Origin of the sequence: Nonomuraea maheshkhaliensis (genome assembly GCF_039529435.1) — a bacterium.
GTDB lineage: Bacteria > Actinomycetota > Actinomycetes > Streptosporangiales > Streptosporangiaceae > Nonomuraea > Nonomuraea maheshkhaliensis.
In genome coordinates, this window is record NZ_BAAAMU010000084.1 from 29,554 (window position 1) to 46,008 (window position 16,455).

Here is a 16,455-nt window from a genome sequence, read left to right on the forward strand (position 1 = left end):
TTCGCGTGTGAACACATTATCGGCAAGCCTGACCCCGTCCATGTCCGGCGGCAACCCCGCCTCCCCCCTATCCTCGCGGCCCATTCTCGGGCCGCCCCCTATTTCATTCGCCGCGTCTTCCGCCACGGCCGCGCGCCCCGGAAAATCGAGCGAAAGGAGGCAGCCATGAGAGTGCTCGTGACCGGTGGCGCCGGGTTCATCGGCTCCCACTACGCCCGCACGCTGCTGACCGCCGGCGGGGCGGAGCAGGTGACGGTGCTCGACTCGCTCACCTACGCCGGCAACCTGGCCAACCTCGACGAGGTGAGCGACCATCCGCGCTTCGCCTTCGTCAAGGGCGACATCTGCGACCCCGGCCTGGTCGACGACCTCGCCGCCGAGCACGACCAGATCGTGCACTTCGCCGCCGAGTCGCACGTCGACCGGTCGATCGCGGCCGCGGGCGAATTCGTCCGCACCAATGTCACCGGAACGTTCACCCTTCTGGACGCCGCCGTGCGGCAGGGCATCCGCACGTTTGTGCATATCTCCACGGACGAGGTGTACGGCTCCATCGCCGAAGGGTCATGGGGGGAGTCGGAGCCGCTGCGGCCGAATTCGCCTTACTCGGCCACCAAGGCCGCCGCCGATCTGCTGGCGCTGTCCTTCCACCGTACGCACGGGCTGGACGTGCGGATCACCCGCTGTTCCAACAACTACGGGCACCATCATTACCCGGAGAAATTGATCCCGCTTTTCATCACGAATCTGCTGGACGGGATTCCGGTGCCGCTGTACGGGACGGGCGGGAACGTACGCGACTGGCTGCACATCGACGACCACGTGGCGGGCATCGAGCTGGTGCGGCTCGGCGGGCGGCCGGGCGAGGTCTACCACATCGGCGGCGGCCGGGAGCTGACCAACGCGGAGCTGACCGGGCTGCTGCTGGAGGCGTGCGGGCACGACTGGGACATGGTCACGTACGTGGAGGACCGCAAGGGGCACGACCTCCGGTACTCCCTGGACCACGGCAAGATCACTGCCGAGCTGGGTTACCGGCCGGCCAAGGACTTCATCACGGGCCTGGCGGAGACGGTGGCGTGGTACCGCGACAACCGCGCCTGGTGGGAACCCCTGGCGGCCCGTCACCGCTGACCACCCAGGCGCCTGCATGGGCGTCGGACCCCTTCGGGCGGGGTGACATCGTAGGGGCGCGGCAGGCAGACTACTGTCATGCGGACCCCTGCCGTGGCGGTGTTGTCGGCTCTGACCCTGGTGGCGCTCGCCGCGTGCGCGCCCCCCGCCGCGCCGCCACCGGCGTCCTCCTCCCCCTCGGCGTCACCTCCCGGGCTGCTGAAGCAGACGGAGGACCAGATCGCCCGCACGTCGGCGAGCCTGCGCCGGCTGGACGACATGCCGCTGTACGAGATGACCTACCACGGCGCCTACAACGCCGAGGCGCCGCTCACGGACGAGGAGCTGGCCAGGCGCGGCGACGGCTGGGCGTGCTCGCTGTTCCACCGCCCCGGCGAGTTCGGCAGGAACTTCGACTGGGATCCCAACCCGGCCATGGTCATCCATTCCGACCCGCCCGACGGCTACGCCTCGCTCTCCGTGGCCGACGTCTCCTACCTGTTCCCGCCGGGGGCCAAGCCCGATCTGAACGCCGCCCAGGACCGGCGGCGGCTGGCGCACGCGGTGCTGACCCCGTTCGACGGCATGAACGAGAAGGGGCTGGCCGTCGGCCTGGCCCAGGCGCCCGACGCTGAGCTGCCCGCGCGCACGCCGGGCCGCGCCGTGGTGAGCGGCGTGCGGATCATCCGGCTGATGCTCGACCGGGCCGCGACCGTGCCCGAGGCGATCGAGCTGATGCGCCGCTACGACCTCGACTTCACCGGCGGCCCGCAGCTCCACTATCTGATCGCCGACCGCGAGGGCAGGTCCGCGGTCGTCGAGTACGCCGACGGGCGCATGAACGTCATCGACGACCGCTACCTCACCAACATCACGATGACCGGCGCCGACCGGGCCACCAAGCTGACCGACCGTCGCTACCGGCTGCTCGCCGAGGGCGCGGGCACGGACGCGATGAAGCTGCTCGAACGGGTCGCCCAGTACCACACCCGGTGGTCGATCGTGTACGACCAGGAGAGCCTGACCGCCGAGATCGTGACGGCGCAGCGGTGGAAGCGCGTGCGCGACTTACGCCTTTCCACGGGCGGCTGATCCGGCTCCACGGGCGAGTGATCCGGCACGGCCGTCCAGGCCGATCAACGGGTACGCCGCATTACCCGTACCATGATCCGCCACCCGTTAATTTCCATTCCGCGCATCACGCCGGAACGGCCATCAGGAAATGAATTAATGAATTCTTTTCCGGGTGAATAAGCGGACGATGCCTTGGCGGGCGCCCGAGCAGGCCCGCACACACCCCCAACCTCGCACGTCGAGCCGGAGTTTCGGGGCGACCCGAGCGTGGGTTAGGGAGACTCGACAATCGGTCCGTCCGATATGTGAAAGGCCTCACCGCAACTTGACAGGCGATCCGACAAAGTCATGTAGAGCCGAGTGGACGACCGTGCGCGGCGGGCCGGCCGGGGAAGGCTCTAACTCCACTGCTCCGAGCCTGTTTCGAGTCGTTGTCAAGGAACGACAGCAGGCGGCGCCGCACTTCGGCAGCGACTGCCCTACCCCTCGGGCCCTTGCCGACGATCGTACAAACCTGGACAAACCCCGCTAAACGACGAGTCGAACCACTATGGGCTGGTTTCGGAGGCCCGAATCCTGGTTACGGCCACCCTGCGGATCGCCCATCTATCATCGGGCGTCCGGCACTGCAAGAGGTCATCAGGGTTCAATTTCCTTGACCTCCGTCAGACACCCAGAACCGCTTATCGCGCCGTTGACTCCTTCCGGCAACATCGATATAAGAGTTAATGTCGTGCAACGGCGTGAGATCACACGCTATGTCAGGACTGTTGGTAATCTCCCTATTTCGATGTTGTTTCGAGGCATTGTCCAGGAGCGCCGTAACATGGCGGTTGACGACCTCTGTATTCAGCGACGAATCGTCCCTTCGACCTCCTCATCCGGCCCGCGCGCGTCGCGGACGGTCGCTCCCCTCAGGGGAGGTGCTGGGCGATCAGCGGCCAGCTAGCCGCGGCGGCGCAGGATCCGCACCCCATGGATCCCGGCACCGTCCGCACCCTGTTCTGTCTGCCGTACGCGGGAGGAGGAGCCGGCGCCTACACCGGGCTCCTGCGCGCGCTCTCCGCGGTCCCCGGACTCACCGTGGTCCCCGTTCAGCTTCCCGGCCGGGAGAGCCGCATCGCCGAGCCGCCCGCTTTCACGATCGCCGAGGTCGCCGACGAGGTGGCGCCCGCCACGCGCGAGCCGTACGCCCTGTACGGCCACAGCATGGGCGCCCGGCTGGCCTTCGAGGTGGTCAGGGAGCTGCGCCGGCGCGGCCTGCGCGGCCCGTCGCGGCTCTACGTCGGCGGGGCGCATCCGCCGGATCGCCGGGTGCCGCTGGCCGCCGCCGTGGACCTGCCCGACGACGCCTTCGTCGACCAGCTCATCCGCAGGTCGGGCGCGCTGCCGGAGCTCAAGCACCTGCCGGAGCTGCGGGAGCTGATGATGCCCGTGCTGCGCTCGGACTTCACCTGGATCAAGAACTACTCGTTCGTCCCCGAGCCCGCGATCGACTGCCCCGTCGTGGCCTTCACCGGGCTGGACGACGGAGAGGTCGGCGCGGCCGACATGCTCGGCTGGGCCCGCCACACCACCGCCGGCTTCCGCCTGCGCACCCTGCGCGGCGGCCACCTGTTCGTCAAGGACCGCCCGGCCGAACTGGCCGAGCTCATCACCGCCGATCTCACGGACGAGCACGCCCGGTCCACATCGAACGGGCACGCTCTGCCCGAGCCGGACGAGATCCGCCTCTGGCTGGGGCCGGCCGCCGGGCATGCCGAGGTCCTGCGCCGTTACGCCGGCCGGGCCGCGACCGGTCTGAGTCACGCCGACGGCCTGACCCTGGTGGGCGCCGTGGACGGGGCCGGGATCGGGGTGTCGCTGCTGCGCACGCTGGACGCCGGCGGCCCGGACAGCGTTCCGGACCAGGCGAGCCCGTACCAGGCGAGCGCGGACAAGGTGAGCGGGGATGAGCTGAGCGAGGACGAGCGCGAGCAGATCGAGGACGCCGCCGAGGAGGACCGGGGGTGGCTGGCGCTGCGCGCCGTCACGGCGAAGCGGGCGCTGATGGCCGCCGACGGCCGCGGAGCCGATCCCACCCGCGTCGGCTTCCCCGACCTGGCCGATCCCGGTCCCTGGCAGGCCCAGTCTGATCCGGGGCTGGACCGGCTGGCCCGGTGGCAGGTCGTACACCTGCCACTGCACACCTCACGGGGAGAGGCGCTGGGAGCGGTCGCCGTACCGCACGACAGGGTGCGGCTGAGATTCGACATGCCGGCAGCGGAGCAGGCAGGGTAACGGGGGGACACAGGGTGACCAAGAGGGCGCTTCTTCATGACCTCGTCCTGGCGCAGGCCGGCCGCACGCCCGACGCGACGGCCGTGCGGCAGGGGGATCGCGATCTGACCTACCGCGAGCTGGTCACGGCGGCGGCGGAGCTGGCCCACCGGCTGCGCGCTCTCGGGGCCGGGCCCGAGGTCAGGATCGGCATCTGCCATCGCCGTACGCCCGACCTGCTGGTGTGCGTGCTCGGCGTGCTCATGTCCGGCGGCGCGTACGTGCCGCTGGACCCCTCGCACCCGCGCCGGCGGCTCGCCGGGATCATCGAGGACGCCGGCATCACCACGGTCATAGCGGACGAGACGGGCACCGGCCTCCTCACCGAACTCCCCGTCCGGCTCGAAACCCCGCCCGGCCCGACCGCCGAACCACCCATGGACATCGCAGCGCCCGAGCCGGGACCGCCGCCCGGTGCGGCGGCCTATGTGCTCTACACCTCCGGTTCGACCGGGCGCCCCAAGGGGGTGGTGGTGAGTCACGCCTCGGTGGTGGCGTTCGTGACGATGGCGGGCGAGGTGTTCGGGCTCGACGCCGGGTGCCGGTCCATCGGGTTCGCCGCGCTCGGGTTCGACGTGTCGGTGCTGGACGTGTTCGCGCCGCTGGCCCGTGGCGGGTCCGTGATGCTCATCCCCGACGAGGCCCGGGTCGATCCCGTGCTGCTCCAGCGGTTCCTGGAACAGCACCGGGTGACCTGGGGGACGATCCCGCCCGCCCTGCTCCCCCTGCTGGAGCCGGAGCGGCTGCCGTGGCTGCGCGATCTGCTCACGGCGGGCGAGCCGGCCGGGCCCGAGCAGGTGGCGCGCTGGGCGACGGGCGGGCGGCGCTTCCACAACTGGTACGGCCCCACCGAGACCACGGTGTGCGTCGTCGGCACCGAGCTGGAGGGCGCCTGGGACCGGCCGCTGCCGATCGGGTTCGCGCTGCCCGGCTGCCGGGCGTACATCCTGGACGACCTGCTCCGCCCCTGCCCGCCCGGCACGCCGGGAGAGCTGTGCATCGGCGGCCCGCAACTCGCGCGCGGTTACCTGGACCGGCCGGGGTTGTCAGCGGAGCGGTTCGTGCCCGACCCGTACGGCGAGCCGGGAGCGCGCATGTACCGCACGGGTGACCAGGTCGTGCTGGAGGACGACGGCCGCATCGGCTTCATCGGGCGGCTGGACCGGCAGGTCAAGGTGCAGGGTCAGCGGGTCGAGATCGGCGAGGTGGAGGCGGTGCTGCGCGCGCTGCCCGGGGTGCGGCAGGCGGTGGCGGACGTGGCGGACGGCCCGGCCGGGCTGAAGGAGCTGACCGCCTACCTGACGCCGGAGGACGCGCCGGGCATCGACGGCGTGCGGGCCCACTGCCTGGAGAGCATGCCCGCGTACATGGTGCCCACCCGGGTGGTCCGGCTGCCCGTGCTGCCGCTGACGGCGGCCGGCAAGGTCGACGTGGCCACCCTGCGCGCCCGCCGCGCCGCGCCGCCGCGGGAGCGCTCACGACAATGGGCCGCGAACGAGACCGAACGCGGCGTCGCGGCGGCCTGGGCCGAGGCGTTCGGCACCGGCGAGCCGGGACCGGAGGACGACTTCCTGGCCTGCGGCGGCCACTCCCTGGTCGCCATGCGTCTGAGCGCGCTGCTGCGCACCGGGCTGGGCAAGGAGATCGGGGTCGGCGAGGTGCTCGCGGGCCGTACCGTGGCCGGCATCGCCCGCCTGGCCGAGCTCGCCCCGCCGGTGCGGGACGAGCCGCCGGCGGGCGCGGCCCCGACAGCGCTGTCGGCGGTGCAGCGGCGGATGTGGTTCGTGGAACGGCTGGCGCCCGGCACGCCCGCGCACAACATCGCGATGGCGCAGCGCCTGTCCGGGCCGCTGGACGTCGAAGCCCTGCGCGCCGCGCTCGCGGAGGTGGCCGAGCGGCACGAGGTGCTGCGCTGGCGGGTCCCGCAGTCGGACGGGGTGCCGTCCGTCGCCGTGTCGCCGCCGGGCCCGGTGCCGCTGCCGATGGAGGACGTGCGCGAGGAGCAGGTGGGCGAGCGGCTGGAGGCCGAGGCCCGGCTGCCCTTCGACCTGGCGGCGGGGCCGCTGTGGCGGGCCCGGCTCCTGCGGATCGCCGACGGGGAGCACGTGCTCGCCATCACGGCGCACCACCTCGTCTTCGACGGCTGGTCGCAGCGGGTGCTCTACGACGACCTCGGGCGCGCCTACCGCCGGGCGGCGCTGCCGCCGCTGCGCACGTCGTTCGGCGGGTACGTGGCCTTCCTCGACGGGCGGGACAAGGAGGCGAGCCTGGAGTGGTGGCGGGACCACCTAGAGGGCGCGCCCAGCGTGCTCGACCTGCCCCGCGACCATCCGCGCCCGGCCGTGCAGACGTTCGAGGGGGCCGGCGCCTCCGCCGAGGCCGACGCCTCCGTCAGCGACGGGGTCCGCGCGCTGGCCGCGCGCCTGGGCGGGACGCCGTACGCGGTGATGCTGGCGGCCTTCGGGCAGGTGCTGCGGCGGCTGACCGGGCAGCACGACCTGATCGTCGGGGCGCCGGTCGCCGACCGGCGTGACCCGTCCTTCCACCCGCTGACCGGCTGCCTGGTGCAGGTGCTGCCGGTACGGCTGCGCGTCGACGACGCCGGGAGCTTCGCGGCGCACGTGACCCGCTGCCAGGAGACGTTGTCCGGCGCGCTCGCGCATCTGGACGTGCACCTGGAACGGCTGGTCGACCGGCTCGGCCCCGGCCGAGACCTGTCCAGGAACCCGCTGGTGCAGGTGCTGTTCAACATGTACGACTTCGCCGAGCCGCGCCTGGACCTGCCCGGCGTCACGGCCGTCCCGCTGCCGCCGGGGCTGCCGGGCGCGCTGTTCGACCTGACCCTGTACGTCGGGGAACGGGACGGCCGGTACGTGCTGCAGGCCGTCTACAACCCGCGGCTGTTCCGGGCGGAGCGGATCGAGGAACTGCTGGCCGGCTACCTCCAGATCCTCGGCGACCTGGTCACCGCGCCTGAACGGCCGGTCGTGAAGGCGTCCCTGCGGCCGCGCGGTCCGCGCCGATCGAACCTGCCCGACGGCACCGCCCCACTGCCCGCCTGGGACGGACCCGGCGTGGTGGAACGCGTCCTCGCCCAGACCGTTCCCACGCGGCCCGGCGAAGAGCGGGTGGCCGTGGCCGACGGTGAGCGCGTGGCGGTGGCCGGCAGTGAGCGGGTGGCCGTGGCCGGGGAGGACGGCGCGCTGAGCTATGCCGAGCTGGTGCGGCTCGCGGAGGCGACCGGTGCCGCCGTGTCCGCGGCGGTGCGTCCGGGCGACGCGGTGGCGATCCTGGCCGCCCGGACGTGCGAGCTGCCTGCCCTGATGCTCGGCGTCCTGGGCGCCGGGGCCCGCTGGGCCGTGCTCGACTCCGCGTTACCGCCCGCCCGCCTGGCCGCCCAGGCCCGCTCGGCCGGCGCCCGTGCGCTCATCGCCTGCCCTGGCGTACCCGTTCCCGCCGAGCTGTCCTGGCTCCCCCAGCCGACCCCGCTCCCCGAACCGGCCGCACACACCCAGCCGGCCGCACACACCCAGCCGGCCGCACACACCCAGCCGGCCGCGCACACCGAACCAGTCGCGCACCCCGGACCGACCGCACAGTCGGCCCCGGCCGATCCTGCTGGGGACACCAAGTTCCCGGTGGAGCGGCGCGGGTATCTGTCGTTCACCTCCGGCACCACCGGTGAGCCGAAGCCGGTGCGGGCCGCCGAGCGGCCGCTGGCCCGCTTCCTCACCTGGTACGCCGCCGAGTTCGGGCTGAGCGCTGACGACCGGTTCGCGCTGCTGGCGGGGCTGGCGCACGACCCCCTGCTCAGAGACGTGTTCACCCCGCTGACCCTGGGCGCGACGCTGCACGTGCCGGACCAGGAGCGGGTGCGGGACCCGGCGCGGCTGGCGGCGTGGCTGCGTGAGCGGGCCGTCACGGTCGCGCACCTGACACCGCAGCTGGCCACGCTGATCGCCGCCGCCGGGGTGGAGCTGCCTGATCTGCGGCTGGTGCTGTTCGGCGGGGACCGGCTGACCTACGCCGAGGCGGCCAGGTTCGCGGCGGTGGCGCCGAAGGCCAGGCTGGTCAACACGTACGGCACCACCGAGACCCCGCAGGCGCAGGCTGTCTGCGAGATCTCCAGCCCGGTGCCGGGCACCGGCGACCCGGTCCCGCTCGGCCGCGGCGTGGACGGGGCGGAGCTGCTGGTGCTCGACGCGAACGGCTCCCCCGCTGCGGTGGGGGAACTGGGCGAGGTGGTGATCAGGAGCCGGCGGCTGGCGGAGGCGTACCTGGACGTCGAGCACACCCGCCGGCGCTTCACCCGCGACCCGGACGGCGAGCCGAGCGGCGCGACAGACAACGAGCCGGGCGGCGAGGCGAGCGAGACGCGCCTCTACCGCACCGGCGACCTGGGCCGTCACGACCCGGACGGCCGGGGGGTGCCGGGCGGCCGGGGGGGCGGGCAGGGGGAGGTCCCGGGCCAACCGGGCGGGGGCGGTAAGGACCCGGGCCCACGGGGCCGAGCCCGGCGAGGTCGAGGCGGCCCTGGCCGCGCACCCCGGTGTCGTGGCAGCCGCCGTCCGCGCGGCCGAGCAGCCAGGGGGCCGGGTGCTGCACGCGTACGCGGTGCCGGAGAGCGCGGCCGTCCAGGCGGGTGAGCTGCGCCGCCATCTCGCGGCCCGCCTGCCCGAATACGCCGTCCCCGCCGAGCTGGTGCTCCTCCCGGCACTGCCGCTGACGCCGAACGGCAAGGTGGACCGGGCCGCGCTGCCGCCACCGCCCCAGCGGGCCGCGGCCGGGCCGGGACAGGAGCCGTCCACCGCGACCGAGCGTCTGGTCGCGGGCGTGTGGCGGGAGGTGCTCGGCCTGCCGCGGGTCTCCGCCGACGCGAACTTCTTCGAGATCGGCGGGCATTCGCTCGCCACCGCTCAGGTCCAGGCCCGCCTCGCCGCCGTGCTCGGGCGCGAGGTGCCGATCGTGGACCTGTTCCGCTTCCCCACCGTACGCACGCTCGCGGCGCACCTCGACGGCGAGCGGCGCACCGCCGGATCGGAGCGCGCCGCCCGGCGGGTCGCGGCGCGCCGGGCACGACCCTCAACTCGGCCTCACCGGGCCAGACGGGAGAGTAAGGAATGACCGCTGCGCTGAACCACGAGGAAGAGGGGTCCGGGGTCGAGCCGATCGCGGTCGTCGGCCTGGCCTGCCGTCTGCCCGGCGCCGAGGACGTGCCGGCCTTCTGGCGCAACCTGGTCGGGGGCGTGGAGTCGGTGCGCTTCTACACGCGGGAGGAGCAGGAGGCGCTCGGCGTGCCGGACTACCTGCTGGACGATCCGACGTTCGTGCCCGCGTGCTCGATCGCGGAGGGCTACGGCGCTCTCGACGCGGCCTTCTTCGGCATGTCGCCGCGTGAGGCGGAGCTGCGTGACCCGCAGCAGCGGATGTTCCTGGAGCTGGCCAGCACCGCGCTGGACGACGCCGGGTACGATCCCGCGCGCTACGCCGGGGAGATCGGGGTCTACGGGGCGATCGGCTCGGACGAGTACCAATGGCTGTATATCCGGCCGAACAAGAAGGTGTTCGCGTCGGTGGGGAACCTCGCCGTCTACACCGGCAACCACCCCGACTACCTGGCCACGATGGTGTCGTACAAGCTGGACCTGCGCGGCCCCAGCCTGACCCTGCACACCGCCTGCTCCTCCTCGCTCGTCGCCCTGCACGTGGCGTGCGAGGCGCTGCGCACCGGCGAGTGCGACATGGCGCTGACCGGCGGCGCCTCGCTGGAGCTGCCCGCCGAGTGGGGGTATCAGTACCACCAGGACGGCATCTACTCCCCCGACGGGCACTGCCGCGCGTTCGACGCCTCGGCGGCCGGCACGATCTGGGGCGGGGGCGGCGGCATGGCCGTGCTGAAGCGGCTGTCGGACGCCGTCGCCGACGGCGACCACATCCGCGCGGTGGTGATCGGCAACGCGATCAACAACGACGGCGCCACCAAGATGGGCTTCTCCGCGCCGAGCGCCGAGGGCCAGGCGGCGGCGGTCTCGCAGGCGCTGGGCGTCGCCCAGATCGACCCGCGCACGGTCACGTACGTCGAGGCCCACGGCACGGGCACCTCGCTGGGCGATCCGATCGAGGTGGCGGCGCTGTCCAGCGTGCTGGGCGCCGGCACGGACGAGGCGGGCTGGTGCGGCCTCGGCTCGGTCAAGACCAACATCGGCCACCTGGGCCCGGCGGCCGGCATCGCGGGGTTCATCAAGACGGTGCTCGCGGTGGAGCACGGCATGATCCCGCCGAGCCTCAACTACGAGTCGCCGAACCCGCGCATCGACTTCGGCACGAACCCTTTCAAAGTCGTCTCGTCGCTGACCAAGTGGGAGACGAACGGCTTCCCGCGCCGCGCGGGCGTCAGCTCCTTCGGCATCGGCGGCACGAACGCGCACGTGCTGGTCGAGCAGGCGCCGCCCGCGCCGCTGCCGACCGCCCAGCCGCGTGACGCGCACCTGCTGCTGCTGTCGGCCCGTACGTCGACGGCGCTGGACACCGCCGTGTCCCGGCTGGCCGGGCACCTGGAGGGCGGGGAGGCCGATCTCGCGGACGTGGCCCACACGCTGCGGGCGGGGCGGCGTGCGTACGCGCACCGGGCCGCCGTGGTGGCCACCGACGTGGCCGACGCGGTCGCGGCGCTGACCACCTCCCGCCGGCTGGTCAAGGGCAAGGCGGGCACGCCCAAGGTGGCCTGGCTGTTCTCCGGCCAGGGCGCGCAGTACGCGGGCATGGGCGCGCAGCTCTACCGGACGGAGCCGGTCTTCGCCGCCGCGGTCGACGAGTGCGCCGCGATCCTGCACGAGGAGCTGGGCCTGGACCTGCGCACCCTGCTCTTTCCCCCCGATGACGGACGCGACGACGAGCGCGAGGCGGCCGACGAACGGCTGCGGCAGACGGCGCTCACCCAGCCGGCCCTGTTCACGGTGGAGTGGGCGCTGGCCCGCCTGTGGCGCTCGTGGGGCGTGGAACCGGCCGCGATGATCGGGCACAGCATCGGCGAGTACGTGGCCGCGACCGTCGCGGGCGTCTTCTCCCTGCCCGACGCGCTGCGCCTGGTGGCCGCGAGAGGCCGGCTCATGCAGAGCATGCCGCCCGGCGCGATGCTGGCCCTGCGCCGCGACCACGAGGAGGTGCGCGCGGACCTGCCGGAGGGGCTGTCGATCGCGACCGTGAACGGCCCCGGCACCTGCGTGGTCGCCGGCCCGGGCGAGCTGATCGCCGCCTACGCGGCCCGGCTGAGCGAGAGCGGGATCCAGGCCACCGCGCTGCGCACCTCGCACGCCTTCCACTCGGCGATGATGGACCCGATCCTGGGCGACTTCCACGCGGCCGTCGCGGCGGCGGCCAGGCACGCGCCGAGCCTGCCGTTCCTGTCGAACGTCACCGGCGGCTGGATCACCGCCGAGCAGGCCGTGGACCCCGCCTACTGGACGCGCCACCTGCGTGAGGCGGTCAGGTTCGGCGACTGTGTGGCGACGCTGGCCGCCGAAGGCGAGTGGCGGCTGGTGGAGTGCGGCCCGGGCCGCCAGCTCGCCGGCCTGGCCAGGACCCAGCTGCCCAGGACCGCGCCGCGCCCGCTGGCCAGCCTGCCAGGACCCGCCGACGGCAAGACCGACCTGGAGGTCCTGTACGCGACGGCCGGCGCCCTGTGGACGGCGGGCGTGCCGCTGGACACCGACGCGCTGGCCGAGCCCGGCCGCCGGGTGCCGCTGCCGGCCTACCCGTACGAGCGGGCCGAGCACTGGGTGCACACCGACTTCGATCCCGAGCTGGTCTTCACCCGGCCGCCGCGCGCGGGCGCGCTGCCGCTGGAGGAGTGGTTCTCGGTGCCGGCCTGGCGGCAGGCGCCGGTCACCCCGACCGGCCGGGGCACGCTGGCCGGCGTGCGCTGCCTGGTGTTCGCCGGGCCCGACGCCGAACCCCTGCTGTACGGGCTGCGCGAGGCGGGGGCCGACGCCGTCAGGGTGGTTCCCGGCAGCGCGTACGGCACCGCTCCCGACGGCACGATCACCGTCCGCCCGGCCACCCGCGACGACTACGAGGCGCTGCTGGCCGCGACCGGCGTGCCGGAGCGCGTCATCCACGCCTGGGCGCTGGACGGCGACCCGGCGAGCACGCCCGGGGAGGCCGTCGCGGCCCAGGAGCTCGGCTTCCACAGCCTGCTGGCCCTGGTGCAGGCGCTGGCCGGGGCCGAGCGGGAGGCCGGGGTGCGGCTCGACGTCGTGACCGCCGGCACGCAGGGTGTGACCGGCCAGGACGTGCACAGGCCCGAGCACGCCACGGTCGCCGGGTTCACCGGCGTGGTCCCGCTGGAGGCGCGCTGGCTGACGGCCCGCCATCTCGACCTGGAGCCGGGCCCGTACCGGCCGGGTCCCTACCTGGACGGGGTGCTGGCCGAGCTGGCCGCGGAACCGGACGAGCCGGACGAGGGCGTTCCGCCGTCGCCCGTCGCGCTGCGCGCCGGCCGCCGCTGGGTGCGCGGCTTCGAGCCGGTGCCGCTGCCGCCGCAGGGCGATCCGCTGCGCCGGCACGGCGTGTACGTGATCACCGGCGGGCTCGGCGGCATCGGGCTCACCCTGGCCGAGGACCTGGCCCAGCGCGCCCAGGCCAGGCTGGTCCTGCTCGGGCGTACAGGGCTGCCCCCGAGGGACGAATGGGACGCGCTCGACGGGGCGCCGGAGCGGGTGCGGCGGGCCGTGGCGGCCGTGCGCCGGATGGAGCGGGCGGGCGCCGAGGTGATCGTGCGGTCCGCCGACGTGACCGATCCCGGGTCGCTGCGCCGGGTCAGGGAGGAGGCGCTGACCAGGTTCGGCCGGGTGGACGGCGTCCTGCACGCGGCCGGGGTCCCCGGCGGCGGCATGGCCGAGGTCAAGGAGCGCCGCGCGGCCGACGACGTCATGGCCCCGAAGATCGCCGGCACGCTGGCGCTGCGCGAGGCGTTCGGCGACCTGCCGCTCGACTTCGTGCTGCTCTGCTCCTCGGTGACCGCCGTCGCGGGCGGGTTCGGCCAGGTCGACTACTGCGGGGCCAACGCCTTCATGGACGCGTACGCGCACGTCTGGCCGGGCCGGGTCCTGTCGGTGAACTGGGGGGCGTGGCTGGAGGTCGGCATGGCCGCCGAGGTCGCCGCACCGGTGGCGTTCCGCGCCCTGCAGCGCGGCGACCGGGTGACCCGGCTGGAGCACCCCGTGCTCAGCCACCGGCACGAGAGCGCCGGCCGCCGCCCCTGGTACGCCGCGACGCTGTCGCCCGCGACGCACTGGGTCCTGGACGAGCACCGGGTGGCCGGGGTGCCGGTGCTGCCCGGCACCGGCTACCTGGAGACGGCACGGGCCGCGTTCGAGGCGGCGGTGCCGCGCCCGGGTCCCGAGCACGTGATCGAGCTGCGTGACGTCGCCTTCGTCGCACCGCTGCCGGTCGCCGAGGGGGCGAGTGCCGAGCTGCGGGTGCTGCTCACCCCGGCGGGCGACGGCGTGGACTTCGAGGTGGTCAGCGTCACCGGCGGTGAGCCGGCCCAGCACGCGCGCGGCTCGGCGGCCTGGGTGCTCGCGGAGACCGGCGCGGGCGAGCCCGCCGGCGGCCGGGCCGACCTGTTCGCCTCGGCGTCCGGGCTGGTCACGTTCGGGCCGCGGTGGAGCAGCCTGCGCGACGTGCGGCTCGGCCAGGACGAGCAGCTGGCCCAGCTGGAGGCGGGGCCGCCGGTGGCCGCCGAGCTGGGCGCGCTGCCGCTGCATCCGGCGCTGCTGGACGAGGCGACCGCGTTCATCGCCGTCTCGGGCGAGCACAGCTTCCTGCCACTCGGCTACGGCCGCGTCACCGTGCGCGGCCCGCTGCCCGCCACGCTGTGGAGCCACGCCCGCCTGCGCGACACCGGCGGCGGCGAGGTGCTGGCGGCCGACCTCGTCCTGTACGACGACGCCGGCGAGCCGGTGGTGAGCATCACCGACTTCGTGCTGCGGCGCGTCGACCGGGACGCGATGACCCGCACCGTCGGCGAGGAGGCCAGGCAGGGCGCCGAGGAGGTGGCGGTGAAGGAGGAGTCCGCGACCGCGGGCGTCGCCCTCGACCTCGACGGGGCCAAACGCGGCATCGCGCCGGCCGACGGCGCCGAGGCGTTCCGCCGCCTGCTCGCCGCCGACCTGGGCGTCCAGGTCGTGGTGAACGCCACCGCGCTGCCCGAGTTCGTGGCCGGGGTGCGCGAGCTGACCCAGGACACGGTGGCCGGCGACCTGGCCGCCGCCTCGGCCGCCGGGCAGGCCGATACGGACGACGAGGATCACGTCGCCCCGCGCACCGAACTGGAGGGCGTGCTCGCCGGTCTGTGGGGCGAGGTGCTCGGCGCCCGCCGGGTCAGCGTCGAGCAGGACTTCTTCGAGCTGGGCGGCAACTCGCTGGTCGCGGTCCAGCTGATCGCCCTGATCAGGAAGAAGGTCGGCGTCCGGCTGCCCATGCGCAGCCTCTTCCAGGTGCCCACCGTGGCCGGGATGGCCGCGCTGGTGGAGGAGCTGCGCGGCCAGGACGCGCAGTCGCAGTCGCAGTCCCAACCACAGGCACAGGCACAGGCAACGACGATCACCCGGCTGCCCCGGGAGGAAAGGCGCTGACATGCGGGACGGTCAGTACAAGGTCGTGGTCAACGACGAGGAGCAGTACTCCATCTGGTTCGCCGACCGGCCCGTGCCCGCGGGCTGGCGGGAGGCCGGGTTCGAAGGGGCCAAGCAAAGCTGCCTCGATCACATCGAGCAGGTCTGGACCGACATGCGCCCGCGCAGCCTGCGCGAGGCCATGTCCCGGCAGTAGAGGAGCGGCTCGGTGACCGGCACGTACGTCTTTCCCGCCTCGTTCGCCCAGGAACGGCTGTGGTTCCTGGCGCGGCTCGACCCCGGCGCGCCCGCGTACCACGTCAACGCCGTCCTCGACCTGCCAGAGAGCGGCGACGAGAGCGGTGACGAGAGCGGTGACGGGGGCCGGTGCGAGCGGATGCTGGGCGAGCTGGTCCGGCGGCACGAGACGCTGCGCACCGCGCTGGCGATCGAGGACGGGCGGCTCGTCCAGATCGTCCAGGTCGAGCTGCCGGTCACCCTGCCTGTGACGGACCTGCGCGCGCTGCCGCCGCAACAGGCCGAGCGGGAGTTCCGCGAGCTGGCCCAGGCGACGGCGCGGCAGCCGTTCACGCTGGACCGGGCCCCGCTGTGGCGGGCGCATCTGGTGCGGATGCCTGGCGGGGAGAAGGGCCGGCCGGTGCAGCGGCTGGTGTTCGTGGTGCACCACGCCGTGTTCGACGCCCGCTCGGGCGTCAACTTCGCCGAGGAGCTGCGGGAGCTGAACGCGGCGCTCGACGAGGGCCGCCCGCCCCGGCTGCCGGGCCTGCCCGTCCAGTACGGCGACTACGCGGCCTGGCAGCGCGAGCACCTGGGCGGCGGGGTGCTCGACGCCCAGCTCGGCCACTGGCGGGAGCGGCTGGACGGCCTGCCGTCCGACCTCGGGCTGCCCACCGACCGGCCGAGGCCGGCCGTGCGCGGGCACGCGGGGGCCGAGCACCATCTCGCGCTGCCCGCCGGCCTGGTCGGCGAGCTCGAAGCGCTGGGCCGGCGGCGCGGGGTGACGCCGTTCATGGTGCTGCTGGCCGGGCTGAAGGCGCTGCTGTCCCGGTACGCGGGCCGGGAGGACGTGGCGGTGGGCACGCCGGTGGCCGGGCGCGATCTGCCCGAGTTCGAGCCGCTGCTCGGCGTGTTCATCAACACCCTGGTGCTCCGTACGGACCTGGGCGGCGACCCGGCGTTCTGCGAGCTGGTGGAGCGGGTGCGGGAGAGCGTGCTCGACGCGCTCGACCACGCCGAGGTGCCCTTCGACCGGCTGGTCGAGGCGCTGCAGCCGGTGCGCGACACCAGCAGGACGCCGCTCTTCCAGGTGGGC

Annotated in this window: 8 protein-coding genes; all 8 read left to right on the forward strand. The window is 73.9% G+C overall.

Annotated elements, in window-relative coordinates; genetic code table 11:
* The first annotated feature begins 165 nt into the window (after positions 1–165).
* Positions 166–1,134 (forward strand): dTDP-glucose 4,6-dehydratase, encoded by a 969-nt coding sequence (gene rfbB, locus ABFX54_RS39175; RefSeq protein ID WP_346111866.1) that lies wholly within the window; start codon positions 166–168, stop codon positions 1,132–1,134.
* Between the two features lie 78 nt (positions 1,135–1,212).
* On the forward strand, positions 1,213–2,205 hold the full coding sequence (locus ABFX54_RS39180; RefSeq protein ID WP_346111867.1) for a linear amide C-N hydrolase: 993 nt from the start codon (positions 1,213–1,215) through the stop codon (positions 2,203–2,205).
* 957 nt (positions 2,206–3,162) lie between these two features.
* The gene (locus ABFX54_RS39185; RefSeq protein ID WP_346111868.1) at positions 3,163–4,467 is read left to right on the forward strand and encodes a thioesterase II family protein; all 1,305 of its coding nucleotides are present in this window, start codon (positions 3,163–3,165) and stop codon (positions 4,465–4,467) included.
* Between the two features lie 14 nt (positions 4,468–4,481).
* Positions 4,482–9,152 (forward strand): amino acid adenylation domain-containing protein, encoded by a 4,671-nt coding sequence (locus ABFX54_RS39190; protein ID WP_346111869.1) that lies wholly within the window; start codon positions 4,482–4,484, stop codon positions 9,150–9,152.
* Positions 9,061–9,630: a phosphopantetheine-binding protein gene (locus ABFX54_RS39195; RefSeq protein ID WP_346111870.1), complete on the forward strand. Its 570-nt coding sequence runs from the start codon at positions 9,061–9,063 to the stop codon at positions 9,628–9,630. Before ABFX54_RS39190 ends, ABFX54_RS39195 begins: the two co-directional genes overlap by 92 nt.
* A complete protein-coding gene (locus tag ABFX54_RS39200; protein WP_346111872.1) occupies positions 9,627–15,143 on the forward strand; it encodes a type I polyketide synthase in 5,517 nt (1,838 codons plus the stop codon). The genes ABFX54_RS39195 and ABFX54_RS39200 overlap by 4 nt, the downstream gene beginning before the upstream one ends.
* A 1-nt stretch (position 15,144) precedes the next feature.
* A complete protein-coding gene (locus ABFX54_RS39205; RefSeq protein WP_346111874.1) occupies positions 15,145–15,339 on the forward strand; it encodes an MbtH family protein in 195 nt (64 codons plus the stop codon).
* 12 nt (positions 15,340–15,351) lie between these two features.
* Positions 15,352–16,455 (forward strand): condensation domain-containing protein (locus ABFX54_RS39210; RefSeq protein ID WP_346111875.1); only part of this gene is annotated, 1,104 nt, incomplete at its 3' end.